Origin of the sequence: Cellulophaga sp. Hel_I_12 (genome assembly GCF_000799565.1) — a bacterium.
GTDB lineage: Bacteria > Bacteroidota > Bacteroidia > Flavobacteriales > Flavobacteriaceae > Cellulophaga.
Genome location: NZ_JUHB01000001.1, coordinates 2,500,289 through 2,526,112 on the forward strand (window position 1 = coordinate 2,500,289; position 25,824 = coordinate 2,526,112).

Here is a 25,824-nt window from a genome sequence, read left to right on the forward strand (position 1 = left end):
TAAAAAAATTAGATGTGCGACTTTAATTTTAAAAACGCTTCTGGTAAGTTGTTTGAAAGCTTATCAATAACCTTAATCATTAATTGCTTTTGGTTTTTGGTAGGTGTAATAGCTTTAAGAGGTGCTTTTATTTCATCTAGCAAGTGCTTAGAATTTATTTTGCCTTCCATATACCTTGAAAGAGATATACTCCACGATATATTTGGCACATAATTATTTTGTTTCTGTCGCTGCACTTCTTTTTCTACGAGGTCAAATTTAGAGGAAAGCTTTAGTACTTCATCGTATTTTTCTTGAATAACTAGCACATTAATATACGAGGTAAAAAAATGGTGCCAGCGATGGTTTAATACTTCATTCTTATATTTTTTCAAGAAGGTTTTTGCTGTTGATTCAGCAAGAGTATTCTTTTTAAGCTCTGCTAAAACACGAATTTGATAGGAACAATACCCAATTTTTTGATGGTAATTATGAGTTTCTCTATATAAATCTAAATGCTTTTCTAAAAGTTTAAATGCCTTTTCAGGTTTGTTGTTTCGCAGTAAAATTGCTACTAAATTATTGAGATACATAAGGGCATCGCTATTGTTTTGACGAATAGATAAATACCCATAGAATTCAGCTTCCTTAAATTCATCTTGTTTAGAATGGAGCAACACTCTACTGGCATAATAATTAGATAGTAACCGCCTAGAATACATTTCACCGTCGCTCAAATAAAAGTCAATTTGGTCAAAAATTACCTTTAACTTGTCATTTTCGTTGTAATTGGTGTACATAAACGCTAGCAAAACAAAGGCTTGATACCTGTTTTTGCCATCGATTGTTTCGTCTTTAAACACTTGTAACAACCAAGTTTCTAAATGTTTGGTTTCAATGTTATTTAAGGTATATTGATTGGTAATTTCAGTGGTTGCCGTATATAATTTCTCAGCAATGTTCTTAGCTTCAACATATTGTTTTTTATACGTTTCAATAAAATCAGCTATAATTTTATGATCTCTATACCGCATCCGCACCAACAAATAGGATTTGTACTCTTTAGCAAGATCATATAGATTTTGGAAGTTAAAATCTATGATTTTGTACCCAGAGATATAGTGCAGAAACTCTTTTTCTTCATGAGAAGCTATCGCATCGGTTAGAATCTTTTTTTTAAGAGACATAATCCATTCAATAGTTACATCAACATCAATACTTGCTAATTTTTTTTCAATCCAATTTTTAATGTAGGAATACTTTCGTTTATCAATGGAATGGTCATAAGCTGTAAGACTGTCTTGAGATAAGGCATTGGTAATTACCAGCGAAATTATGTTAAGCTTTTCCGAATCGGTAAACTGGTGTCTGGATTCAAGGTATTTAGCTTCATTGGGTAAAATGGTTTTGCTAAATTCTGTGAATTTTTTCAGTTTGCCTTTGCTCATTCCTCTATAAATTGCTGTATCCGTGAATTCACTTCTTTTGGCTTTTCATATTGAACAAAGTGACCAGCATCTTTTATAAATTCGATTTTTACGGAAGGAATTTTTTCTAAGGCTATTTTTCCTACGGCTTCAATAGTTAAGTCTGGATTGAAATATCGGTTGGGAATAAGCATGTCTTTATCCCCAAAAATCACTAAAGTTGATTGTAAAATATCTTTTAAATTTGCTGAAACGGGCTCATCTAGCATCCCTGAAATACTCTTCACAATAGCTTGGCAATGCGCTTCGAAATCTAGGGCTTCTTTTATTTGTTTTCTATCCTTTATCATTTGATGCACATCTTCCGGTTGCTTGTAAAAATTGAGGGCGTAGTTTTTTTCAATTTGAGCATCTGGAGTATTTTCAACCGATTCAAGCGTAAAAAATGCCTTCATAAAAGTAGCATTAGCAGCGGTAAACTGCTCAAGACCAGCTGGAGCAACTAAGATTAATTTCTTAATCTCATCTGGATAATTTAGGGCTAATTTAATACTCGCCTGCCCACCCATAGAATGGCCAATAAGAACGATGTTTTTTAAATTTAGTTTTCCTATAAACTGATGTACTACCTCAGCAAAATAAGAAGGGGTATAAGCGGCATCAGGCTTAGACGATTTTCCGTACCCAGGCAAATCTAATGCGATGCACGTGTACTGTTTGCGAAGCGTTTCAATATTTTTGGCCCAAGCGTCAGCATTACTGCTTAGGCCATGAACAAAAAGTAGTGTTTTCTTTCCTTTACCTTCTTTCATGTATTTTATTTCTACACCATCGATAAGGATTGTTTTGGTTGGGTACCTATAATCTGAAAGGATATCTTTCATTGGTTTTTTAGAGTTTTGAGAAAATAACGTGGCATTTATGAGTAACACTATGAATATGGTTCCAAATCGTATCATTGTTGAGATTTTAATTGGTGATAAAAAGCATGTAGTTTTTTTCTAGAAACTTTTCCTAAACTGGTTAACGGAATATCATCTAAAATAAAGATGTATTTTGGATGTTTAAATGCGACAAGTGTTGTTTTTAACTCTTCTCTAATTTGCAATACTGAAAGGGTAGTATCTGCTGAGGTTACAAATGCGATACCACATTCCCCCCATTTTTCATCCTTTACACTTAAAACCACCGCTTTTTTTATAGCCTCTATCTGTTCAAGTTGTACTTCAATTTCTTGTGGATATATGTTTTCGCCACCGGAAATATACATGTCATTTTTGCGGCCTTTCATATATAAAAACCCATCTTGATCACTGTAGGCAAAATCTCCGGTAAATAACCAGCCTTTCTTAATTTTGTTGCTTGTTTTGACCGAATTGTTCCAATAGCCAGGCGTTACAATATCACCTTTAATGCAAAGTTCTCCCACTTCATTTGGGGCAACGGTTTCACCATCTTTATCCACAATTTTTATATCTAAATAAAAGTTTGGCTTGCCAATAGAATTTGGTTTTAAGGCTGCCATTTTATGATGCAATGATGTTATGCTGGGGCCTGCTTCTGTTAAACCGTAACCTGGTCTGATATAAATATTTTTTTCGCTTTTCCAAAAACGCACTAATTCTGAGGGCACTTTTTCTCCACCAGAAATGATGTAACGTAATTTTTTAAGATTCACCTCCTTAAATACGGGGGTTTTCTGCATCATAAATAACATGGTTGGCAATGCCATGAATAAGGTGGTTTTATTCAACTCTAAAAGGCACAATATTTTTTCGGCATCAAACCTTTCTAGCATACCCACATGTGCACCCTTGTGCAATAATGGTGTTACAAAAACATTCCAGCCAGAGGTATGATATGGGGGGAGGGTGTTTATGGTTGAATCTCTGAATGTGATCCCGAGTTGCATCGAAGTATTAAGGCTGTTCCAAAACAACATTTTATTCGTGTAAAGAACACCTTTTGGAGCGCCGGTGGTACCAGAGGTATAAAAAATAAAAAGTGGATTGTCTTCTTTAATGTGGAAGGTTCTAGGGGTATGAATTTCTGAATTAAGATAATAAGTTGCTACGGTTTCAAGAGCTAACACTTTAATATTTTCAAGAGGTAACTGTGCTGATTTGCCCTTGTGGTTGCGGTTGTAAATCAATAGGCTAGGCGTGCAGTCTATGATTAGTTTTGCTATTTCATTTACAGATAAGCGATAATTGAGGGGGACTAAAATAAGCCCCATGCGTTGACAAGTCACAAAAAGCACAATATATTCTGGGCCATGTTCTGCCAAAACAGCTATTCGGTCGCCTTCTTCGAGTTTAAGTGCTGTAAATTTGTCGACCAGACGATTGGCGTAGGTATTTAGCTCACTATAGGTATAACTTTTGTTATCGTCATAGGAGGTTATAGCAATTTTATCAGGCGTATAATCTGCCCATTTAGCTGTCCAATCTGGAGTGTCCACGTGTTACTTTTTTTAAATCGATGTTATAAATAATATACCCCACAACCAGCGATATGATAATTCCGATAGCTGCCGAAACGCCAGGGTTGTTCACGGGTTCTTGCATATATGAGGTAATTCGGCCATAGTAAACCCCAAAATGAACTACAATAGCGGTAATACTTGCTATAAATACTGCTCTTGTAGAAACATGAGTCAGAAAAGTGCCAAAGAGCACAGGAACAAAAGCAGCTGCAAAATAAGCATACACACCATTTTGAGCAAAAATAGCCACACTTACCTCTGGATTTTTAATCTGTTCCCAACTCAGTAAAAAGCTCACAAGCCCTAAAATTATGATTACCACCTTATTTATGCCTATCGTGCTTTCTGTAAATTTATCTTTAAACAATGGATTTATAATATCTGAAGTAATGGTAATGGACAGGGATTGAATTAAACTTTCTAAAGTCGACAAACCCGCAGAGATTAAACCAACCACGATGATTAATCCTACACCTACCGAAAATTTAGTAACGACATAGGTGGGTATAATTTCATCCATCCTTAAAGTTTCGCCATTAACGATAAAATCTGGAAAACTGATACGAGCATATAAACCAACAATAACCACCAAAAAGAAAACAATCATAAATGAAATACCACTAAATAAATAGGTGTTTATTTTACTCGAATCTTTAAGCAATAATGATTTGGTTATAATGTGTGGCTGACAAACAATGGCAACACCAATCACAATTTGAGTGATGATGATTTCAAAATAATCACGAAATAAAAAGCTCGATGTATTTGTTGGTTTGGTTAAATTAGGGTCGATATTGTTTAATTTTTCAAAGAAACCTTGAATACCACCTGTAAAATATTCAGATCCAGAACCAATTAAAATAAGCGCCACAATACACATAATAATAGCTTGTATGGTATTGGTGTACACCATAGAGTTTGCGCCACCAAACATCATGTAGCCAAAGACAAAAGTGGTAATTCCCAAAAGCACATAAAAGGGATCTGCATTTAGTGATTTAGAAATTACTTGGGTGAGTCCAACATTGATAAGAACAATAAACGTAATCAATAGAAGTGCTATAATACCGAAGAAGAACGCATAATTTTTACTTTTATAGCGCTTCCCAATCCATTGCGCCATGGTGGTTGCTTTTACGGCATTTCCTTGTTTAACAAAACCTTTAGTGAATACAATTAGAGAAATAAAAGCAGCAATGGGGAGTACAATTCCGAAAGAAATAACACCGGAAACACCATAGAGCGCTATAAACCCAGGGTTAATAATAAATGTGGCAGCACTGGTCATAGAAGCAGCCAAAGACAAGCCAACCACCCAAGAAGGAAAACCAATATTTCCAACGGCGTAATCGTTTATATTCGTATTTTTCCGAGCACCCCGAATTACAAAAAATAAAATTACACCAGCATAAACTGCCAGCAAAATCCACATAAACGTTACCAATTGGTCTGATGCTATCATTTCACTAAAATTCTTTAAAAACAAATAACAAACTTTATAATAGGTTACGTTGGCTTATTTTTATTTCTAAAGGTGCGACTTTTTTAATTAAGTATCTTAAATATTCAATTGGCCTATTATTAACAAGTTGTAATAGGGTGTGCGACTTATATTTTTAAGCCCTAAAGCTTAAGGCTAAAAGTAGGGACTTTGTAATCTAAGCCCGAAAAAAAAAGTTGATGTAAGCTTTCTATTTTTTTGCCTGCGGCGTGTGGAATAAAACAGATGCTACGGTCAATTGTAAAGGGGTGCAACACGCAGCCCCTACTTTTTATATTTTAAAACCTCAGACCTACCTTTTTTAAAGATGAGATTACTAACTGTTTTTCCTTTTCGAAGTGCTTTTTGGGTTTCAAAGGGTAACGCATGTACTTCTTTACACGCATTGGAGCAGCAATGATCCATAGCCTTTGCACATTCCTCACACTGTATAAATAGCAAATGACAGGCTTCGTTAGCACAATTTTCATGGGTATCACAAGGTTTTCCGCATTGGTGGCATTGCGCAATAACATCATCGCTGATGCGCTCCCCTCTTCTGTGGTCAAACACAAAATTTTTCCCTTTAAATTTATTTTCAAGATTTTTGTTTTGTACCTGGCGTGTGTATTCAATAATACCGCCTTCTAATTGATATACTTGTTTAAAACCTTTGTGTTTGTAATAGGCACTCGCTTTTTCACAGCGGATACCGCCAGTGCAGTACATCACTAATTTTTTATCTTCTTTATGGTTTCTTAAATCGTGCTCAATGCTGTCTAACGAATCCCGAAACGTATCTACATCTGGTGTAATGGCGTTTTTAAAATGACCTATCTCGCTTTCGTAATGGTTACGCATATCCACCAAAACGGTATCAGGATCTTCAATAAGCTCATTGAATTTTTCGGCATCGACGTGAATGCCTATTTTAGTGACATCAAAAGTATTGTCGTCTAAACCATCAGCGACAATTTTATCACGCACTTTAACTTTAAGTTTTAGAAAAGATTTATTGTCTTGCTCAATGGCAATATTTAATCGCACGTTTTCTAAAAAACTAATGCTATCAATATGTTTTTTAAAGGCATCAAAATGCTCCGCTGGTACAGAAAGCTGAGCGTTAATACCTTCAAAAGCTACGTAAATTCGACCCAAAACGTCTAATTCGTTCCAGTTGATAAACAAGTGATTTCTAAAAAGTTGTGGATTTTTAATTTGCGCATATTGGTAGAAAGAGATGGTCAAGCGTTCTTGGCCCGCTGCTTCGATTAAAGCTTCTCTCTCCTTTGCGCTCAATGTATTGTACAGTTGCATGCTATACTAATTTTATGAGGTTAAAGAAAATATTTAATAGGCAAATTTAGTGGATTTGATAGCCTTGGGCAAGTCTTTGCAGGAAAGAAAAGGAATTTTTCGAATCTAGTGCTTAGAACATACCTAAGCATAAAAATGTAGACTTGGTGAAACGTGCTTGTTTAATAAGGCTTTCACTATTAAAAAAGACCTTGAAAGTTTCAAGGTCTTTAGAAGGTCGTTTTAATTTTCCTTTTTCATAGAACTCTAAAAAGTATAATTACGACCACCGTTGCCCATTAATCCCAAAGGGAGAATGGTATATTAATTGAGTTAGTGTAGACTAGATGCAAGAATTTATAAATGGTTGCTTCTTAAAGTAAAGTATTTTATATTTTTTAAGGAATATAAAAACTTTAAACCACTTCATTGTGTTATGAAAAAAGAAATGGTAATTTAGCTTTTTAATACAAAAAAAATGAGCGCAGAAAAAGAAGCAAAGTTAAAAGCACTAAAACTTACACTAGATAAACTCGATAAAACATACGGAAAAGGTGCCGTTATGAAAATGGGTGATAAAGTTGTTGAAGATGTTGAGGTAATACCCTCAGGATCTTTGGGATTAGATGTCGCTTTGGGTGTGGGTGGTTACCCACGAGGTAGAGTTATAGAAATCTACGGCCCCGAATCATCAGGTAAAACAACCTTAACCCTGCATGCCATCGCTGAAGCTCAAAAAAAAGGAGGCATTGCTGCATTTATTGATGCTGAGCATGCTTTTGACCGTTTTTATGCCCAGAAATTAGGCGTTGATGTTGATAATTTAATTATTTCTCAGCCTGACAATGGGGAGCAAGGACTTGAAATTGCCGATAATTTAATTCGCTCAGGGGCTATTGATATTGTAGTTATTGATTCTGTTGCAGCCTTAACGCCAAAAAGTGAAATTGAAGGCGAAATGGGAGATTCTAAAATGGGACTTCATGCCCGTTTAATGTCACAGGCACTTAGAAAACTTACGGGATCTATTAGTAAAACACATTGTACTGTAATTTTTATCAACCAATTGCGAGATAAAATTGGGGTAATGTTTGGTAGTCCAGAAACAACGACTGGTGGTAATGCACTAAAATTTTACGCCTCAGTGCGTATAGACATTAGAAGGTCTACTCAAATAAAAGATACTGACGGTAATGTTCTAGGAAATAAAACAAGAGTAAAAGTTGTTAAGAATAAAGTAGCGCCACCGTTTAAACAAACAGAATTTGATATCATGTACGGCGAGGGAATTTCTAAAGTAGGTGAAGTGATAGATTTGGGCGTGGAATATGAAATCATCAAAAAAAGTGGTTCCTGGTTTAGTTACGGCGACACCAAATTGGGCCAAGGTCGCGACGCTGTTAAAAATCTATTGCAAGACAATCTAGAACTACAAGAAGAGCTCGATGCAAAAATAAGAGAAGCTATTTCAACGGTTCAAGCCTAAGGAAAAGTCTAAAAAGGTATCTTTTTAGACGGTAAAATAGTTTTTTTATATCCTCGGATAGGATACTAATTTTTGTTTTTAAAACTATCTGTCGATATAAACCAGAAAAAATGGTGCTCTAACGCTGCCCTAAAGATACTTGCTTTAAAAAATACTACCAAAATCCCGATGAAAATCGGGATTTTAATGTTTTAAACGCAACCATTCACAATTTTATTCATCTACAAAATAAAAAACTATGAGAAATAAAGTTTTCTTTTCAGCCATCTTATTGGTTCTGTTAAGCTTTTCTGGATGTAGTCTAGAAGATCAAGAGAATTTTCATTTTATTGCTTTGCCCATAACAAGTGTAGAGTTACCAGAATCGTTTAATTTAAACGAAACCTATGAAATTAAGGTAACCTATCAGCGTACTTCTAGTTGTGCTTACTTTGAAGGTTTTGATGTAGTTAAAGAAGATACGACCATTCGTAATGTGGCTGTTATTGGTTCTATGCTTAGCGATTCTGATGATTGCGAAGAAATTTTGCAAGAAGTTGAAACATCATTTAACTTTATTGTTTTGTATAGTGACACCTATTTGTTTAAATTTTATACAGGAAAAGATGAAAATGACGAGGCACAATATTTAGAAATAGAAGTGCCAGTGAACTAAAAAGAATAACAACCACCTAAAGAACGCACCTATTTTGAGTCTAGAAGAACTCATTAAAAATTGCATAAACGGCAATCGTAAAGCACAAGAACAATTGTACCGAGATTATTCTCGCGTATTGTACAGTGTGTGTCTAAAATACTCACGAAATAAGACAGAGGCTGAAGATAATTTACATGATAGTTTTATGGTGATCTATGACAAAATAGACCAGTATACGTTTAAAGGTTCTTTTGAAGGGTGGATTAAAAGAGTTACGGTAAATACAGTACTTCAAAAATACCGAAAGGAGCCAAATTTAAGCATAGTTCCAGATCATTTAGAGGCGGAGGTTGAGGTAGAATCAGAGTATCTGGATATTGGCTTACAACAATTACTAAGCTACATTCAGGAATTACCCAACAAATACCGATTAACCTTTAACATGTTTGTTTTAGAAGGCTACTCACACCAAGAAATAAGCGAACGATTAGGAACCTCAACAGGAACTTCAAAATCTAACTTGGCACGAGCGCGCATAATTTTGAAAGAAAGAATAGAATCAGATTTAAGACAAAATGCAATTTTATAAATGAGCATTTTGAAACATAAAATAGTAATTGCATAATTTTTTTGCAGTATGAATAAAAAAAGTATAGATGAATTGTTCAGAGAACGATTCCGAGAATTTGATGAAGTTCCAGATGAAAAAGTTTGGAAAGCTATCAAAGCATCTCTAGAAAAAAAGAAATCGCGTAAAGTTATTCCTATCTGGTGGAAACTAGGCGGAATTGCTGCTGTTTTGTCGATCTTAATGGTGGCGATTAATCCTTTTGAAAAAACTACGGAAGAGTATCAAAATCAGGTAACAGAAACAAAAAGCAAAGACCCTATTGAGCAAAATCCTGGAATCAAAACCAGCGAAAAAGATGCAGACTTTAAAAATTTGGGCATTGAGCTTGTGGAGGAAAATGATCAGAATGCAAGTAAAACGGAGGAAGAAATTTTAAAGGAAGCCGCACATCCCTACGCAAATAGTGCGCAGAAAGACAAGCTTAGCAACACAAGTTCTAAAAAGGAAAAAAAGTCTTTGGTACAAAGCGATAAGAATAGCGCTTTGGTACAAGAGAATACTTCAACAAAGACGACTAAAAAAAGTGACGCCTATGCTCAGACCAAAAATATCAAGACCCATGAAGCTACTAAAGGTTCATTTAAGGATCAACTAGAAGAAAAGGAAGCATTAGCACAAAAGGATGCCAATACGAATGGCGAAACTGCTTCAAAGATTGATTTTAATGCTGAGAAATCTAAAAATTCGATGGCTTTAAATGAAGAATTGAAAATAATTGACAAAAAAGAGGCTCAAAAGAAATCTATTTTTGAAGCGATTAACGATCAAGAAGAAGTAATACTTGCGGATAATACCAATGAAAAATGGTCTGTTGGTCCAAGCGTAGCACCCGTTTATTTTAATGGTATTGGCGAAGGTTCTCCTGTACACACCATTTTTGTGCCTAACTCAAAATCTGGAAACATCAATATGAGCTATGGGGTTTCTGTGGCTTATGAAGTAAGTAAAAAACTAAAAGTACGTTCTGGTGTGCACAAAGTAGATTACGGGTATACGACCAATCAAGTTAGCTTTTCTCCTTCGGCTAGAGCAGAAACGCCACAGGTACAAAATATTGATTACGCAGCTTCTGCAAAAGGAATTGTGGTGAGTAGTAGGGTAAATCCTGATGTGGGTGGAGAATTTAGTCCACTTACAAACGCTTTTGATACTACGGCTAAAGCAGCCACCTTAGATGGTAATTTATCCCAACAGTTTGGGTATTTAGAAGTGCCTTTAGAGCTTAATTATGCGGTTTTAGATACTCGTTTCGGGATTAATGTCATCGGAGGTGTAAGCTCTTTATTTTTAATTGATAATTCTGTTTTACTCAATTCGGGAGATCAAACTACCGAAATGGGAGAAGCGAACAATATTAACGACCTTAATTTTAGCACAAATATTGGATTTGGCTTAAATTATAAGTTCTCACCAAAACTTCAATTTAATATTGAACCTATTTTTAAATATCAATTAAATACCTTCTCCAATATAGCGGGTGATTTTCGGCCTTTTTCAGTGGGTGTGTATAGTGGATTTAATTTAAGGTTTTAAATTTATTGATGTTATTGTTTCTTTGAGGGTCTTGAAACACACTGGTTTTACATCAAAACTTTTAATTGAAATATGAAAAAAATATGTTTAGCCCTATGCTTAATAGGGCTTTTTACATCTTGTGATGACGAAAATGACACTGTAAATAGCCAAGAGTATTTGGTATTTGGTCATTTTTATGGGATGTGTGTAGGGGAAGCTTGCGTGCAAACCTTTAAACTTACCGAGAGCCAATTACTGAAGGATAAGGAGAAAGATTATTCTGGAGAAAACCTACATTTTGTGGCCTTAGAAGATGAAAAATTTGAGCTTGTTAAAGACCTGATAAATGATTTTCCACAACAACTGCTTACGGAAAAAGAAACTTTTTTGGGTTGTCCAGATTGTGCCGACGGTGGCGGACTTTTTATTCAATACTCGAATAATGGGAATGTAAGAACTTGGAGAATCGACCAAGTCAAAAGCAATGTTCCTGACTATTTACATGGTTTTATGGATCGCGTTAACGCTAAGATTGCACTTTTGTTGGAATAATTTCCATTAGTTATTCGTCAAGGTCCTTAAAATCAATTCACGAACCTCTTCCGATATACTCCCTTTATGTGCTTCTCCTAAAGTTTTGGTCTCAATAAACCGAAGCACTTTAACTCTCGCTTTACCTGGTTTTCCTTTGGTGATTGTAAAGGGCAATCTTTGTTTATTATCAAAAAACACCATAGGGACTATAGGTATTTCGTGGGCTATGGCCATTTTAAAAGCACCTCCCTTAAATGCGTCTAAGACAATGTGTTCTTCAGGAACACCTCCTTCAGGGAAAATGCAAATACTAAGTCCATTAGCAAGCCTTTTCTGTGCACGACGGTATACAGCTGTTCTACTTTTGCTATCACTACGATCAACCATAATGCACACTCTTTTATAAAAAAATCCAAAAACAGGAATCTTAACCAGTTCTTTTTTTCCAACGAAAACAAAGGGGTTCGGACTCACTTTTAGCATCAACATAATGTCTAACATGCTCGTATGGTTGGCAACGAGCATGTAACTTTTGCCTCTTACGATTTGTTGCTCGCGTTTTATGTTCGGAATACAACCCATTCCGAATAAAATAAAATTCGCCCAAATGTTACGCGCAACCCAAAAAAAGTGAGGATACCACTTTTCGGAAGCGGATAAAAGTATCAAGATTGGGAATAAAAGCAGGATAGGAATAGCCACCAAGATATAAAACCAAATTTGATAAAAAACACTGCCTATTTTTTTAAAGATTTTTATCATAAAAGTAAAAGTAACAATTTTAGTGAAACTCTATTTTGGAAAAGTAGGTTAGAATTTTTTAAAGTAGCGCATTGAACGCATCTCGTTTTTTTAGCGGGTTCTTTTTTTTTTAATACAGCATCTGTTTTTTCAACCTCTTAACAGACTTTTTCAGTGGATTTTTTATTTTACCTTTGCAGGATAATTTTTTAGAACATATGGCTCGAATTTTAACAGGAATACAAAGTACAGGAACACCACATTTAGGGAATATTTTGGGGGCTATTATGCCAGCCATTGAAATGGCAAATAATCCAGAAAATGATTCTTTTCTATTTATTGCCGATATGCATTCGCTTACACAAATCAAAAATGGGGATGAATTACGAAATAATACCTATGCAGTAGCGGCTACTTGGTTGGCTTTTGGTTTAGATATCAGTAAAACTGTTTTTTATCGTCAAAGTGATGTTCCACAAACGGCAGAGTTAAGTTGGTATTTAAGTTGTTTTTTCCCCTATCAGCGCTTAACTCTTGCACATTCATTTAAAGATAAAGCAGATCGGCTAGAAGATATTAATGCAGGCTTATTTACCTATCCAATGCTAATGGCAGCTGATATTTTGCTGTATGATGCTGAAATAGTTCCTGTAGGTAAAGATCAAATGCAGCATATTGAAATGACCCGCGATGTAGCATCCCGTTTTCATGCACAATTAGGCGAAACTTTTGTTATGCCAGAGGGTAAAATACAAGAAGAAACCATGTATATACCCGGTACTGATGGTGCTAAAATGAGTAAAAGTAAAGGTAACCTGATCAATATTTTTCAGACAGATAAACAGTTACGCAAGCAAATTATGGGCATTCAAACCGATAGTACGGCGATGGAAGATCCGAAAAATCCAGACACAGATACTGTTTTCGCCTTGTATAAAATTCTTGCGAATAAGGCGCAAATTGCTGAAATGCGGGCTAATTACGAAAATGGAAATTATGGTTACGGACACGCGAAACAAGCCTTATACGAGGTTATTGTAGCGAAATTTGCAGCAGCGCGTGAAAATTTTGACTATTATATGAATCACCTAGAAGAAATTGATAAAGCGCTAGCCGTTGGCGCAGAAAAGGCAGGTATTGTTGCAGATGAAGTGCTGAAAAGAGTCCGAACAAAGGTAGGATATTAAAGCTCAAGCGCAAGTTCAAGTTCAAGTTCAAAAAAGTTAAAGTAATAAGGCCAATAAAATACAGAATTTGAAATAAAAAAGTTAAAGTACATACTTTGGATACACGTGGTGCCAAGGTAATACGACTGAAAAAGCATTAAAATTAGAAATGCGAAGTATACATATCAAATTATAAGCTTCGTTACTAGAAAATATGTTATTGAAAAACGATATAAGGCCCTAAACTAAACCTTTTTTAGCATCAACGTACAGCCATTAACTAAATTCAAAGGGCTTCAAATAATTTACCGGGTAAGGGGCGAATAAGGCCCTTCATTTCCATGGTCAACAAGGTAGAGGACACCTTAAATATAGGCAGTTTACACGTTAAAGCAATCGTATCTAACATTTGTTTGCCATTGGATTGTAAATAGGTGTAAATAAGCTGTTCGGTTTCATCTAGCTCAACAAATAGTTGTTTTTGAATGGGGCTAGATTTTTTATCCTCTAACTCCCAGTTCAATAAATAAACTAAATCTGCAGCTGAGGTTAGCATCTGTGCTTTTTGTTGTTTTATAAGGTTATTACACCCTTTGCTATATTTATCTTGAGCGCGGCCAGGCACTGCAAAAACATCGCGATTATAGCTATGGGCGATATCGGCTGTCACTAAACTTCCACCTTTTTCTGCTGATTCAATGACGATTGTAGCTTCACTCATACCGGCAATAATCCTATTCCTCTTTAAAAAATTTTCTCTTTCTGGCTCGCTAGTAGACCAAAATTCCGTGTAAAAACCTCCGTTTTTTTCGACATCAGCTTTAAATTTCGCATGAACTTTTGGGTATATTTGATTTAAACCATGTGCCAAGCAACCTATAGTTTGCAAACCGTTTTTTATCGCTGCTTTCTGCACACAAATATCAACGCCATAAGCAAAACCACTAACAATTATAGGGTTTAAAGGGGCTATATCTTCAATGAATTGTTCGCAAAAAGCCGTTCCATAACTCGTAATATTTCGAGTACCAACAATGGCTATGATTTTTCGCTGCGCTAATTCAATATTTCCTTTACTAAAAAGAACAAGGGGGCTATCAATACAATGCCTGAGATATTCAGGATAATCGGCATCCCTAAAGTAAGTAACTTTGATGTCGTTTCTTTTTATGAACTCTAATTCTGCCTCTGCTTCTTCGAGGTGCTGCTTGTCTTGTAAATGAGCGATACTAAAGGCTCCAATTCCGTCTATTTTTAATAAGTTTTGCCTTTTATCTTCAAAAACGGTAGATGGACTCCCACAATGGGAAATTAATTTTTTAGCGGTGATATCGCCGATATTGGGGATTCGCTGTAACCTTAAAGCCGCAATGGTATCACTATCAGTCATTTATATAACGTATCTTTAGACCTACAATGTACATGAAATAAAATGTTAATAAAAAGTTATGGTCAAAGTTTTACAAGCTATCTTTTTTCACAATCTTTGTTTCAATGAGATTAGAACACTACATAGAAGAATTATTATATAGGTATAATTGTGTCATCGTGCCTGAATTTGGTGCTTTTTTAACGCAAACAAAGTCCGCTTTCTTAAAAGAAGAAACGCATACCTTTTACCCGCCCACAAAACAAGTTTCGTTTAACGCACAATTGGTCTCTAACGATGGTTTACTCGTTTCTTATATGGCAGAAGCTGAGAAAACTACCTATGAGGAGATGCTGAAACGCATTAGTGCTTTAAGCAAAGATTGGAGAAACCAATTAGAAAAAGGTGAGCGATTAATCTTCACTAATATTGGTAAATTGTGGTTGAACAAAGAAGGTAAAATTTCCTTTGAGCCAGCCCTTAAGGTAAATTATTTAACCACGTCTTTCGGTTTATCCTCATGTGTTTCTGCTCAAATAACTAGAGAAGTTTTAAAAGAACAGGTAGTTTCCTTAGAAGAAGAAATTCCTTTTATGATTACTCCAGAGCAAAGAGAAAAAAAACAAATGAGGCCCTATTTAAAATATGCAGCGGTTGTATTTTTGGGATTGGCTTTAGGGTTTACTGGATTTCGTTTTTATACTGAAAATAAAGCCACCAACTTAGTGGTGCAAAAAGAAGCTCAAAAACAAGTAGCAAGAGAAATAGAACAAGCTACGTTTTTTGATGTAAGCCCCCTTGAATTACCTGTGTTAAAATTAAATGCTTCCTCCACAGCTAAAATTCAAGAGGAAATAGCTACGCAGTACCATATTGTTGCTGGAGCTTTTAAAGTGAAGGAAAACGCGGATAAAAAAATTAGTCAATTACAAACAAAAGGATTTAATGCTAAATACATTGGCGTAAATAAGTTTGGGTTTCATGTGGTAAGCTTTGATAGCTTCACTGATGTTGATAAGGCGCTAAGTTATCTTCGAAATATAAAAAATTCTGAGTCTAAAGACGCTTGGTTGTACCAAGAATAACACCTCTTTTATTTCTTAAATCTGTTATTGAGGCTATCTTTGTGCAAAATTAAAAATATGACGGCCAAGACTCCAAGTGAATCTAGAACGATAATGACAGATTTGGTTTTACCTAGTGAAACCAACCCTTTAAATAACCTTTTTGGTGGTGAATTACTAGCGCGAATGGATCGTGCTGCGAGTATCGCTGCGCGAAGACACAGCCGGAGAATTACCGTTACCGCTTCGGTAAACCATGTTGCTTTTAATCAATCTGTTCCTGTGGGCAGTGTGGTTACTGTTGAAGCAGCTGTTTCAAGAGCCTTTAAAACTTCTATGGAGGTTTATATTGATGTTTGGATGGAAGATCGCTTCACAGGCACTAAAACCAAGGCTAATGATGCCATTTATACCTTTGTCGCGGTTGATGATACGGGCAAACCTACTGAAGTACCTAAAATTATTCCTGAAACTGATTTAGAAAAAGAACGCTATGCTGCCGCACTTCGTAGAAAGCAACTAAGTTTAGTTTTGGCCGGTAAAATGAAGCCAAACGAAGCTACTGAATTAAAGGCCTTGTTCATGGCAGAATAAGTTAGTATTCTTTTTTAAAACCTGTACAGAAGACAGCAAACGTATAACATCAGTACACGGATCATAAGCGGCAATATATTTTCTTTAAAAAAACCATAATTCTTTACTTTTTAATGCGCCTACATTCGTGTATCGGTATGCTGTTTTGAACCTATGTAAAAGGAAAAATAGCTATAGGCAAAGCAGCCTTGGTATCGTCTTTATTAATATGTATTTAAACCTAAAAGGACAATTAAAAGTTTTTTGGCAAGCTACGTTTTAGCATGAAGCCAAGGAACGAAGTACTCCTTAGTAGCGGTTTCAGAAATCCTATAAACTTTGCTTTCTGGGCGAAGCCTGATACCCATTGCTCAAAATTAACGATCACAAGTTACAACTGATAAATCCATTCTTCTGGATTTAATCGAGAGGTATCTTGATATAGATAAAACTTCAGCAAGGTTTGCCTATTCATAGCATTGGTATAGATTTCTCCTAATTCGGTTTTCGCTTTTACTTTATCGCCTTTTTTTACAAATACGGTAGATAAATTGTAATAGGTACTTATAAAGTTACCATGTTTCATTTGTACGCCTTTATTTCCACCAGGAACGCTTATAATAGCAATGACCTCTCCCTCAAAAATGGCTCTAGCTTTTGACCCTTGATCAGTAGCGATGATGACCCCATTATTTTGGTGCTGTATGCCTGGATAAACAGCATCTTTATAAATCCCAAAACCAATACTTTTAATACCTTTCTCTACGGGCCAAATGAGCTTACCTTTATTTGCGGAGAAATTATTAGCGATAACTTTAGCCTCTGGGGTAAGTACAAATTTTGACGTATTTGTAGTATTCCCAGATTTTTTATTAGAACTAACAATGGCACTTTTGATTAAATTTTCTATTTGCTTGTCTATTTCACGAGCTTCTTTTTGTTTTTGTTGAATACTTGCCGTGTATTTATTTTCGTTTTTACGAATGGTACTTAATAATTCGTTTTGCGCTTCCTTTTCTTTGACTAACTCTTTTTTCGCAAGGGTATTTTCGGCCACTAGCTTATCCTTGGTTTTTCGTTGTTCGGTTAATTCAAGGTTTAAATTTTTAAGTTCTTCGGTTTTAGCAGCAATTTCTAGGCCTTGTTCTTTTCGGTAATCTGTGTATTGCTTCATGTATTGAAGCCTTTTAAAGCCTTGGTAGAAACTTTCAGAAGAAAGTAAGAACATAAGCCTACTTTGTTTTGATTTGTTTTGATACGACTTCTGAATCATGAGCGCATAATCTTCTTGTAGTGTTTTAAGATCAGCTCGCAGTTTACCAATATTTCGGATATTAGCATTTAGCTGACGGTTTAAGAGATTAGACTGTTCGTTGGTCACACGGATTAGTTGCTGACGTACAGAAATTTTTTTATCGAGGGCATTCATTTGATCTAAGACATTTCCTTTTTCTTTTTTTTCAGCAAAAAGTAAGCGATTTATCTGTTTAATTTCCTGTTGTAGTTTTTCTCTCTTCGCCTCTAAATTTTTTTGTTCGGTAGTCTGAGCAAAAATGGCTTGAGAAAACAGTAAAAAAACGATAAAAAGACCCGCTAATGCTTTATTTTTTAACATGTTATTTTAATATAATTTCTTTAAACCCTTTTGGAATATCATAAGGAAATTTTAAACGTCTATTAAATTCGATATTTTTATAGGCAATGGCAATTATACTTTGGTTCTTATCCATAGTTGCTGCTATGTCAATTTCGTTAGGGATAATTTTAGTATCAATTGCTTGGTAGTTTTTGTAGGTAATAGCTAACAAACGCCCTTTTTCTGGTTGCGCTATTTGTTGTGTTCCCATTTTAAAATTTTTAGGTTCTATTTGAAACAATATCTTGAATAAATCTAAAGCTTTTTTTGGTTTTAATTGATAATTTTCATTGGCAATTGTAGCGTCATATTTATCAGCTCTGAGATCTAAAATTGCCTGCCCTAATAATAAATTCTGAACTTTTTCAAAATCTAATTCGGTACCTAATAATTGACTTAAATAGGAAAAATCACCATCGAAATACGAGCCGTCTAATCGGTTGTAAAAAGAAACTCTTTTGGGCGTTATATAGGCTTTTACCACTCCTAGGGGCGCACTAATCCAAATCGCTTTATCTTTTTCCATTCTCAGGCTCACATTAAAACCTTGAGATGCATTTTTATCTTGGTAATCAATATCCATTTTACCAGAGATGGTTTTAAAATCTAAGGTATTGGCATAATGTGATTTAATGATATTTTTAGCATTCAAATTTTCATCTATGGTACCTGCTGTAATCACTTTTGTTGATTTACAAGACACTATAGAAACAGCAAAAACACTAAGTATTATTTTTTTTAGCACAACTATTTTTTTAAAATCCGGGGTTTACTTTTCTAAGGTACACATTTGCTTTCTCTGGGTTGTTTAAGCCAGTATAACCCACATAAAGCTCTTTGTATATTTTGTTTGCCAAGGGTATATCATCTAACATATAATCTAAAGACGCTTCTAAAATGCTTACCGCTTCACGAAATTTATTTTTTTTATTTAAGGCTAAACCTCTGGCATAGTAGAAGTAAGGCTGTGCAGGAAAATTTTCTAAAGCTTCATTGGACACTGAATCGAGAAGCTCATAATTTTTTGTTTTTATGATGTTTTCAATATTGTTTTTGTATCCCTCTATAGTTGAACTATCCTCATTTTCTTGGGTACCTGTAGTAGTGCTAAAGCTAAGGGCTTCCGTATTTTTTTCTTCTTGTTTTAGGTCCTTTAGTTTTGCATTTAAGGTATCGGTAAATATTGACCTTTTTATGGTCTTTAGGATCGAACTAGCTGCATTATAGTTTCCTTGTTGATAATACACTGTGGCAAGATTTTCTTTAAAAGCTAAGTTGTCATTAGGAATCTGATTTTTTACCGTATCCATAGTATTTCGGTTTAATTGCAACACATCAACGAAAACATATACATACCAATAGTTTTCAGGGTTGGCATTAACAGCGTTAATAGCGCTTTCTAAAGCTGCAGCATACATTTTTGTTTCTTGGTACACTTTGGCCAATTCAAAATCCACTACTTTTTTGCTAGGATCTATTTTTTTACATTCCAAAAGTAGATTGATGGCTTTGTCATAATTTTCAATACCTTTTTGCTTTAAGGCTTCAAAAAAAGTTTCTTGAAAGGTATCGGAATATGCTTCGAGAAATACTTCTGCACTATCTTCAGTTTCTATTTCTTGGGCAAAAGTAGGGCAGTAGGCTAGTAAAAGCCCTAAAAATAAAACAGAAATAAGATCATTTATTTTCATAATTTTTAATAACTAGCCTTCCGTGTTCAAAAGAAGGCTAGTGAATATCAAAGGTATAGCAAAAATTACTCCAAAACAGAATAATCTCCTATGCTAATGGCTTCAAAATGGCCATCAAAAACTACATGATTGCCAATCATAGCGTTATCTAAATTAGCATTTGTTATCTTAGAATTGGTTTGTATTAAGCTATTTTTAACGGTTGAGTTTTCAATGACTGTATTTTTACCAATAGATACAAAGGGCCCAACAGTACAATTTTTTAAGTGTACGTTTTCACCAATAAAACAAGGTTCAATGATATTGGCGTTATCTAGTTTGGCTGACTTTGCGATAAGCTGCTCACCATCTTTCTGTAAAAAACCTAGCATCCGTTGATTTGTTTCTATGGTTACGGCTTTATTACCACAATCCATCCACTCGCTAACGGCACCTGTTTTAAATATTTTACCATTGGCCATCATACGCTTAATACCATCGTTAATTTGGTATTCTCCGCCATTGATGATGTTGTTGTCTAATACATATTGTAATTCGTTCTTTAAAACCGAAACATCTTTAAAGTAATAAATTCCGATAACGGCTTGGTCACTGACAAAGGTTTCTGGCTTCTCCACCAATTCTATAATTTCGTTTTTGTCGTTTAAGTTTACTACCCCATACGCTGACGGATTAGCTACTTTTTTAGTCCAAATAACACTATCCGCATCCTTATCTAGATTAAAGTCTGCACGAATTAAAGTATCGGCATAGGCAATTACCGCTGGCCCGTTTAAAGATGGTTCAGCACACATAATGGCGTGTCCGGTTCCTTTTGGGTCTAACTGTCTGTAAATACTTGCTTTTGCCCCTAATTCGGTAGCTAAGGCCTTTAAACTTGCTACCACATCGTCTCCGAAGAAAGCAGGATCTCCTAAAATAAAGGCAATTTCCTCAATAGGTTGGTTGAGTACACCTACAATATCTGCCACCAAACGGTGTACAATGGGTTTTCCTGCGACGGGAATTAATGGTTTTGGAACGGTTAAACTGTGTGGCCTTAGTCGTGAACCACGACCAGCCATAGGTACTATAATTTTCATTTTGTTATTTCAACGATTAATGATTGTGTTTTTTTCTTAAAATGATAACGGAAAGTTTTTATACATATTTTCCTTTGCGCTCCCCTTATGGTTAAGGGGCTTTTTTATTTCACTCCCGTACTTCCAAAACCTCCTTCACCTCTTTCGGTTACGGATAACTCTTCTACTAAGGTCCATTCAGCCCGTTCGTGTTTTGCAATCACTAACTGTGCTATTCTTTCCCCATTTTCTATCGTGAAAGCTTCATTCGAAAGATTCACTAAAATCACTCCAATTTCTCCACGATAATCAGCATCAACCGTGCCTGGTGCGTTTAAAACGGTAATGCCTTTTTTAGCGGCTAATCCGCTTCTTGGTCGCACTTGGGCTTCAAAACCTACTGGTAATTCTAGGAACAAACCTGTCTTTATGATCGCACGTTCTAAAGGATTTAAGGTAATTGCTGTGGCGATATTGGCACGAAGGTCCATACCCGCGGAGGCATGAGTTTCATAATTTGGTAATTCGTGAGTTGAGGTATTAATGATTTTAATTTTCATCTTGTAAAATTTCAAGTAGGGTTATTTTTTTATAAAAAGCTGTCGTAGTTTTTCGTTTTCTAGTTTATAAAGCACAGCCATAAAAATAGCAAGTAAAATACTGCCAGTAATTAAGTTGCGTTCAAAAACATAAAATGAAAGTATAGAAAACAGAATTGAAACAGACAAATAGAATCCTATTTTTCTGAGGTTATAAGGTATTGGATAATTCTTTGTCCCAAGGTAATACGATAAAATCATCATGGTACCATAGGCCAATAAAGTCGCCACCGCAGAAGCTATATAGCCAAAATATGGAATACCGAAATAATTAATAAATAAAGTAATAACAGCACCAATTACTGAAATTAACGCACCATAGCGAGTTTTATCAGTAATCTTATACCAAACGGAAAGGTTGTGATATATACCAAGGAAAAAACTGGCCAGAATTAAAATGGGAACAACTGCCATAGCATCCCAGTAGGCTTCATTTTGAATAATAAGCACTTTTAATACGTCGGCGAATACGATAACCGCTAGTAGAATAGTACTTCCTAAAATTACAAAATAGGTGGTGATTTCAGCATAGGCCTTTTGAGGGTTTTTGGAGTTGGAATGACTGAAGAAAAAGGGCTCAATACCCAACCTAAACCCCGTAGCAAATAAGGTCATGAACACCGCCAATTTATAACAGGCGGAGTATTTTCCTATTTCAGATTCTGCAATATTTTCAGGCAATAGTCTTTCTAATAAAATACGATCAAAAACTTCGTTTATGGTAAATGCGATACCAGCGATTAAAACTGGCCAAGCGTATTTCATCATTTTTTGCCAGAGCGCAACATCAAAAACATAGCTGTTTTTAAAGTAAAGTTCTAACATTAATACAAGCGTTATACCGCTTGCAATTAGGTTTGATATAAATATGTATGAAATTTGGAAATCTGGCCTGTAAATTGCCTGAAAAATACTTTCTGGATTGTTTGAAACTATTTCTGGGAGATAAATTAACAAGAAAACATTCAAGCCTAAATTAATGCTTACGTTCGTAATTTTTATTACGGCATAACGCATAGATCTATCTGTGGCACGTAACCATGAAAATGGAATAATCACCAAAGCGTCTAAAGCCAAAATATAAATAGCATACTCAATATATTTTAGATCAATACCACTCCAGCTGGCTAGTGAATTTTGGAATACTAATGCCAAAATAAAAAACGATCCTGTCGTTACTATAATGGAAATAAGTGAGGTGGAAATTACCTTATTTTTCTCATCTGCTTTGTAAAAAAATCTAAAAAAAGCGGTTTCCATGCCATAGGCTAAAAGCACATTAAAAATAGCAAACCAAGCAAAAATTACAGAAACCTTTCCATATAATGCAGGGTTTGGCATTACTTCGGTGTAAATGGGCACCAATATAAATGATAACATTCTAGGCAATACGGTTGCTAGACCATAAACAAAGGTTTGCTTAAAAAGTTTTTTTAATGGGTTCAACCGCTGAAAAATTAAGCCATAAAAGTAGGTATTATAAGCCTGTGAACAAAGTTAGTTCATAGGTTTACTTGAATATATTAAAGCTGGCTTTTCTTTGAAGCCTGTTATTTTAGTATATTTTAGCGTATTGCTGTTATTTTCCAAATAAGAAATGACGGCCTCGTCATCCGCTAATTCAAACGGGTAGTCTATTTTTTCATCTTTCTGAGGCATTGGAGGTTGGTTTCCAACTTCTTTTCTAGGGTCAGCATGCATAATAATATCTGGCTTTGTAAACTTTTGGTTGGTAAATTTAGCCGTTATATATTGTTTGTTAGCTATCGTTTCTGTGATAACAGCACTCACTTTTCCCCTAAAATAAAGGTCTTTAAAAGTTATGTTCTCTTTTTTTAATTGATCAATAGGAATTTTCACATCAAGGCCAGAGCCACCTTCTTCTTTGCCAGCTGTCCATTTTTGAAATGAAGGCGTTTCGATAGTAAAAGGAGGATTGGTTTGTATTTTTTTTTGTGAGGCGCAACTTCCTAATCCTAGTAAAGATAAAAGGGCTATATAGAGTGATTTTTTCATGACTGTCGTCTTTTAAGTTTTATAGCTATACATATTCAAAAGTAGTGCCAAATGATAACTTTGAAGTTTGTTTGGTCAAGAAAATGACTTCTATTTTTTTAAATTTCGATAAAAACCGAAGCTTTTACAGCATCAGGCGCTTATGTTCTTTATGGTGAACCTTAAAAATTGGCTATGTAGCAAGTCGTTTTCTGCCGATAGGATTGCTAACTTATACCGCTATTCGTCTTTTAATTCTTTTACAGCATTGAGCTCCTTTCGTATTTGTTTGTAAATAAAGACGCTTAAAACCAACAAAATAAGGACCGATGAAATTACAATATATTGGTAAAAACCGGCGGATAGGCTTTCTTTAAATGCGGGTAACATCAGGATAAAGCCAAAGCTATATAGAAGTAATATGATCGGTGTGTAAATCGCATGAATGCGCACTCGATTTTTGTAGTATTTAATGATGCTTTGTTTAAAATTAGTTGCCGAAATATTTACGTTTAACTGTTTAAGCGTTTTAATGCTATGTAGTTCTAAGCCAATTCTCACTCCTAAGGAAGCCATCATTAAAAGTAAAGCAAAAGCAATAGGCGCATAGTTGTAAGCCGATATATAGATAAAGAAAACAACTAGTATAAGTACTGTAAGCGTTAACACAATATTCGTATATTTTTGTTTGTTTTTAATGGCTTTGACTTTTTCCATAATAAGTTTATGTCCTTGTTCTGGAATTTCAACAACTTTTTGATTGTTCCACTGCGATTGTAGTTCTTCAAATGAGTTCATTTTTTTATGCATTTGGTTAATTCATTTTTTATTCTGTGGATTCTTACCCTTAAGGCTTCGTGCTTGATACCCATAATGTCAGCAATCTCTTTTTGAGGAAGCCCTTCTAACTCTAGTAAAATAATACTCTTATTATCTTTTGATAATTGATCTATACAGGCATACATGCTATTCAGGTTGTTCTCTTTCGGGTCATGGGTGTTTTCATATGAAGTTTCTTCTATAGTGGTAGTATTTGATACGGGAAACCGTGTCTTGTTTCTAGAATAAAGTAAACAGGTATTCACTGTTATTCTATAAATCCATGTGGCTATGGCGGACTCTTTTCTAAACGAGGGTAAATTTTCCCATACTTTTATGAAAACCTCTTGACAAAGGTCACTTGCCAACATTTCATCTCCCTTGGCATACCCTAAACACAAGCGAAATACCTTTGGATAGTTCAACTGATAAACCTCTTTAAAAAGTGTTTCAGAATGCTTCATAAATTAATTCAGTACCAATTTAATTTCATTTAAGAGCCACTCAGGCTGATCAAACATAATAAAGTGTGCCGAGGCATCAGCAAACTTGATAGTATAATCATTCAAATGTAAGTATTGCGCTTCAAAGGTTTTTTTTACGGTCTCTAAGCCGTAGGGCTCTGTTGCTCCTAAAATAGTGACCTGAGCCTTAATTTGCTTCATGGCATCTCTTAAATCGAGTTTAAGCAAATCAGTATACCCGTAAACGTACGTGGCTCTGTCAGCCTTTATTATCCAATTTTTTAGTAATGCTCTTTTAGAGGTATTTAAAGTCATTCCTTTGGCCATTTGATCTGCCATTTGTTCAAAGCTTGTAGCATCCATAGCTAACAATTGAGTATTATATGGGTTGTCGTATACCATAGATTCACTATTGAAATTAGGCATCATCAAGGCTCCCGTAGCTGGTAATGCGTCTATAACGATAAGTTGCTCGTAAGCGTCATTTTCTGAAGCCATCCAAAGGGCTAATGTTCCACCTAAACTATGACCAACAAGCGTAGGTTTTTCAAGCTGTTGATCTGAAATGTATTGAACGATACTTTCTTTAATTTTTGGCAACCAAGGCTTTTCAATGGGGGGTATTTCTCCAAAACCAGCAAAGGTAAAAACATGACATTGGTGCGTTTTGGAAATTTCTTGAACAATGAGATCCCATACTTCTCCTGTACATGTAAATCCTGGAAATAATAATACTGGTTGTCCTTTTCCAATAACTTTTACTTCAAAAGAAGGGTTTTGAGCGTTTAACGTGATCACAAAAAGAATTAAAATTAGGGAAACAAGGTTTTTAAATGTTTTCATCGGAATATTGTTTAATTGATTTTCCTTTTAGATACATTTTTGTGCAAATGTTACAGGAAGCGGAAAATTTTTTTAATAAACACAAAAAACCCCGCTAAAAGCGAGGTTTCCAGGTAGTATTTATTAATCAGTATCAAAAGCAATAGCCTATTTTTTTTGTAGTGTAGTTGTTCGGAGTCTCCTCTCGGAATAAAAACGAATTGTTATCGCTACGTCTAATTGGCCAGAGCCTCAGTTCTATTTGAAATTTGACTTCGCTATTGCTACGTCTAATTGGCCAGAGCCTTAGTTCTATTTGAAATTTGACTTCGCTATCGCTTCGTCTAATTGGCC

The 25,824-nt window shown here is 35.1% G+C and carries 25 protein-coding genes; 8 read left to right on the plus strand and 17 right to left on the minus strand.

The window, feature by feature from the left end; translation table 11 throughout:
* Positions 1 to 8: 8 nt before the first annotated feature.
* The 5 genes from GQ45_RS10810 to GQ45_RS10830 all read right to left on the minus strand — a co-directional run bounded on the left by GQ45_RS10810 (position 9) and on the right by GQ45_RS10830 (position 6,688).
* On the minus strand, positions 9 to 1,427 hold the full coding sequence (locus tag GQ45_RS10810; protein ID WP_047417718.1) for a hypothetical protein: 1,419 nt from the start codon (positions 1,425 to 1,427) through the stop codon (positions 9 to 11).
* Positions 1,424 to 2,365 (minus strand): alpha/beta fold hydrolase, encoded by a 942-nt coding sequence (locus tag GQ45_RS10815; RefSeq protein ID WP_052188202.1) that lies wholly within the window; start codon positions 2,363 to 2,365, stop codon positions 1,424 to 1,426. The genes GQ45_RS10810 and GQ45_RS10815 overlap by 4 nt, the downstream gene beginning before the upstream one ends.
* Positions 2,362 to 3,867, minus strand: a complete 1,506-nt coding sequence (locus tag GQ45_RS10820) for a class I adenylate-forming enzyme family protein (protein WP_047417720.1) — start codon at positions 3,865 to 3,867, stop codon at positions 2,362 to 2,364. The genes GQ45_RS10815 and GQ45_RS10820 overlap by 4 nt, the downstream gene beginning before the upstream one ends.
* On the minus strand, positions 3,842 to 5,353 hold the full coding sequence (locus GQ45_RS10825) for a sodium/pantothenate symporter (protein WP_047417724.1): 1,512 nt from the start codon (positions 5,351 to 5,353) through the stop codon (positions 3,842 to 3,844). The genes GQ45_RS10820 and GQ45_RS10825 overlap by 26 nt, the downstream gene beginning before the upstream one ends.
* Before the next feature lie 303 nt (positions 5,354 to 5,656).
* Positions 5,657 to 6,688: a rhodanese-related sulfurtransferase gene (locus GQ45_RS10830; RefSeq protein WP_047417728.1), complete on the minus strand. Its 1,032-nt coding sequence runs from the start codon at positions 6,686 to 6,688 to the stop codon at positions 5,657 to 5,659.
* A 457-nt stretch (positions 6,689 to 7,145) separates the two neighbouring features.
* Here GQ45_RS10830 and recA point away from each other — a divergent pair, with 457 nt between their 5' ends.
* The 5 genes from recA to GQ45_RS10855 all read left to right on the plus strand — a co-directional run bounded on the left by recA (position 7,146) and on the right by GQ45_RS10855 (position 11,488).
* Positions 7,146 to 8,153, plus strand: coding sequence for a recombinase RecA (recA, locus tag GQ45_RS10835; protein WP_047417729.1), 1,008 nt, complete (start codon positions 7,146 to 7,148; stop codon positions 8,151 to 8,153).
* Positions 8,154 to 8,391: 238 nt separating this feature from the next.
* On the plus strand, positions 8,392 to 8,808 hold the full coding sequence (locus GQ45_RS10840; protein ID WP_047417732.1) for a hypothetical protein: 417 nt from the start codon (positions 8,392 to 8,394) through the stop codon (positions 8,806 to 8,808).
* A 34-nt stretch (positions 8,809 to 8,842) separates the two neighbouring features.
* Positions 8,843 to 9,379 carry an RNA polymerase sigma factor gene (locus GQ45_RS10845; protein WP_047417735.1) on the plus strand — a complete coding sequence of 179 codons (537 nt, stop codon included), beginning with the start codon at positions 8,843 to 8,845 and terminating at the stop codon, positions 9,377 to 9,379.
* Between the two features lie 48 nt (positions 9,380 to 9,427).
* Positions 9,428 to 10,954: an outer membrane beta-barrel protein gene (locus GQ45_RS10850; protein WP_047417736.1), complete on the plus strand. Its 1,527-nt coding sequence runs from the start codon at positions 9,428 to 9,430 to the stop codon at positions 10,952 to 10,954.
* A 72-nt stretch (positions 10,955 to 11,026) separates the two neighbouring features.
* Positions 11,027 to 11,488, plus strand: coding sequence for a hypothetical protein (locus tag GQ45_RS10855; RefSeq protein WP_047417737.1), 462 nt, complete (start codon positions 11,027 to 11,029; stop codon positions 11,486 to 11,488).
* A gap of 6 nt (positions 11,489 to 11,494) precedes the next feature.
* Here GQ45_RS10855 and GQ45_RS10860 read toward each other — a convergent pair whose 3' ends face one another.
* Positions 11,495 to 12,232, minus strand: coding sequence for a 1-acyl-sn-glycerol-3-phosphate acyltransferase (locus GQ45_RS10860; RefSeq protein WP_047417738.1), 738 nt, complete (start codon positions 12,230 to 12,232; stop codon positions 11,495 to 11,497).
* A gap of 197 nt (positions 12,233 to 12,429) precedes the next feature.
* Here GQ45_RS10860 and trpS point away from each other — a divergent pair, with 197 nt between their 5' ends.
* Positions 12,430 to 13,398, plus strand: a complete 969-nt coding sequence (gene trpS / locus GQ45_RS10865; protein ID WP_047417739.1) for a tryptophan--tRNA ligase — start codon at positions 12,430 to 12,432, stop codon at positions 13,396 to 13,398.
* Positions 13,399 to 13,663: 265 nt separating this feature from the next.
* On the opposite strand, the gene dprA is transcribed toward trpS, so the two are convergent.
* Entirely contained in the window at positions 13,664 to 14,767 is a 1,104-nt protein-coding gene (gene dprA / locus GQ45_RS10870) for a DNA-processing protein DprA (RefSeq protein ID WP_047417740.1), read from the minus strand.
* A 104-nt stretch (positions 14,768 to 14,871) separates the two neighbouring features.
* Between dprA and GQ45_RS10875 the strand changes: the two genes are divergently transcribed.
* Together GQ45_RS10875 and GQ45_RS10880 are read left to right on the plus strand one after the other, a co-directional pair.
* Positions 14,872 to 15,831, plus strand: coding sequence for an SPOR domain-containing protein (locus GQ45_RS10875; RefSeq protein WP_047417741.1), 960 nt, complete (start codon positions 14,872 to 14,874; stop codon positions 15,829 to 15,831).
* A 57-nt stretch (positions 15,832 to 15,888) separates the two neighbouring features.
* Positions 15,889 to 16,404 (plus strand): acyl-CoA thioesterase, encoded by a 516-nt coding sequence (locus GQ45_RS10880; protein ID WP_047417744.1) that lies wholly within the window; start codon positions 15,889 to 15,891, stop codon positions 16,402 to 16,404.
* Between the two features lie 370 nt (positions 16,405 to 16,774).
* On the opposite strand, the gene GQ45_RS10885 is transcribed toward GQ45_RS10880, so the two are convergent.
* The 10 genes from GQ45_RS10885 to GQ45_RS10930 all read right to left on the minus strand — a co-directional run bounded on the left by GQ45_RS10885 (position 16,775) and on the right by GQ45_RS10930 (position 25,491).
* Entirely contained in the window at positions 16,775 to 17,998 is a 1,224-nt protein-coding gene (locus tag GQ45_RS10885) for a murein hydrolase activator EnvC (protein ID WP_047417746.1), read from the minus strand.
* Position 17,999: 1 nt separating this feature from the next.
* The gene (locus GQ45_RS10890) at positions 18,000 to 18,764 is read right to left on the minus strand and encodes a DUF4292 domain-containing protein (RefSeq protein WP_369798293.1); all 765 of its coding nucleotides are present in this window, start codon (positions 18,762 to 18,764) and stop codon (positions 18,000 to 18,002) included.
* 10 nt (positions 18,765 to 18,774) lie between these two features.
* Positions 18,775 to 19,710 carry a lipopolysaccharide assembly protein LapB gene (locus GQ45_RS10895; protein ID WP_047417748.1) on the minus strand — a complete coding sequence of 312 codons (936 nt, stop codon included), beginning with the start codon at positions 19,708 to 19,710 and terminating at the stop codon, positions 18,775 to 18,777.
* Between the two features lie 65 nt (positions 19,711 to 19,775).
* Positions 19,776 to 20,792 (minus strand): sugar phosphate nucleotidyltransferase, encoded by a 1,017-nt coding sequence (locus GQ45_RS10900; RefSeq protein ID WP_047417751.1) that lies wholly within the window; start codon positions 20,790 to 20,792, stop codon positions 19,776 to 19,778.
* 104 nt (positions 20,793 to 20,896) lie between these two features.
* Complete coding sequence (gene dut / locus GQ45_RS10905) at positions 20,897 to 21,331, minus strand: dUTP diphosphatase (protein ID WP_047417755.1); 435 nt, start codon at positions 21,329 to 21,331, stop codon at positions 20,897 to 20,899.
* A 21-nt stretch (positions 21,332 to 21,352) separates the two neighbouring features.
* Positions 21,353 to 22,816, minus strand: coding sequence for a lipopolysaccharide biosynthesis protein (locus GQ45_RS10910; RefSeq protein ID WP_047417758.1), 1,464 nt, complete (start codon positions 22,814 to 22,816; stop codon positions 21,353 to 21,355).
* 51 nt (positions 22,817 to 22,867) lie between these two features.
* A complete protein-coding gene (locus GQ45_RS10915) occupies positions 22,868 to 23,386 on the minus strand; it encodes a hypothetical protein (RefSeq protein WP_047417761.1) in 519 nt (172 codons plus the stop codon).
* A 219-nt stretch (positions 23,387 to 23,605) separates the two neighbouring features.
* Positions 23,606 to 24,163 (minus strand): hypothetical protein, encoded by a 558-nt coding sequence (locus GQ45_RS10920; RefSeq protein WP_156125413.1) that lies wholly within the window; start codon positions 24,161 to 24,163, stop codon positions 23,606 to 23,608.
* The gene (locus GQ45_RS10925) at positions 24,160 to 24,648 is read right to left on the minus strand and encodes an RNA polymerase sigma factor (RefSeq protein ID WP_047417768.1); all 489 of its coding nucleotides are present in this window, start codon (positions 24,646 to 24,648) and stop codon (positions 24,160 to 24,162) included. Before GQ45_RS10925 ends, GQ45_RS10920 begins: the two co-directional genes overlap by 4 nt.
* A gap of 3 nt (positions 24,649 to 24,651) precedes the next feature.
* Complete coding sequence (locus GQ45_RS10930) at positions 24,652 to 25,491, minus strand: alpha/beta fold hydrolase (protein ID WP_047417770.1); 840 nt, start codon at positions 25,489 to 25,491, stop codon at positions 24,652 to 24,654.
* Positions 25,492 to 25,824 lie beyond the last annotated feature (333 nt).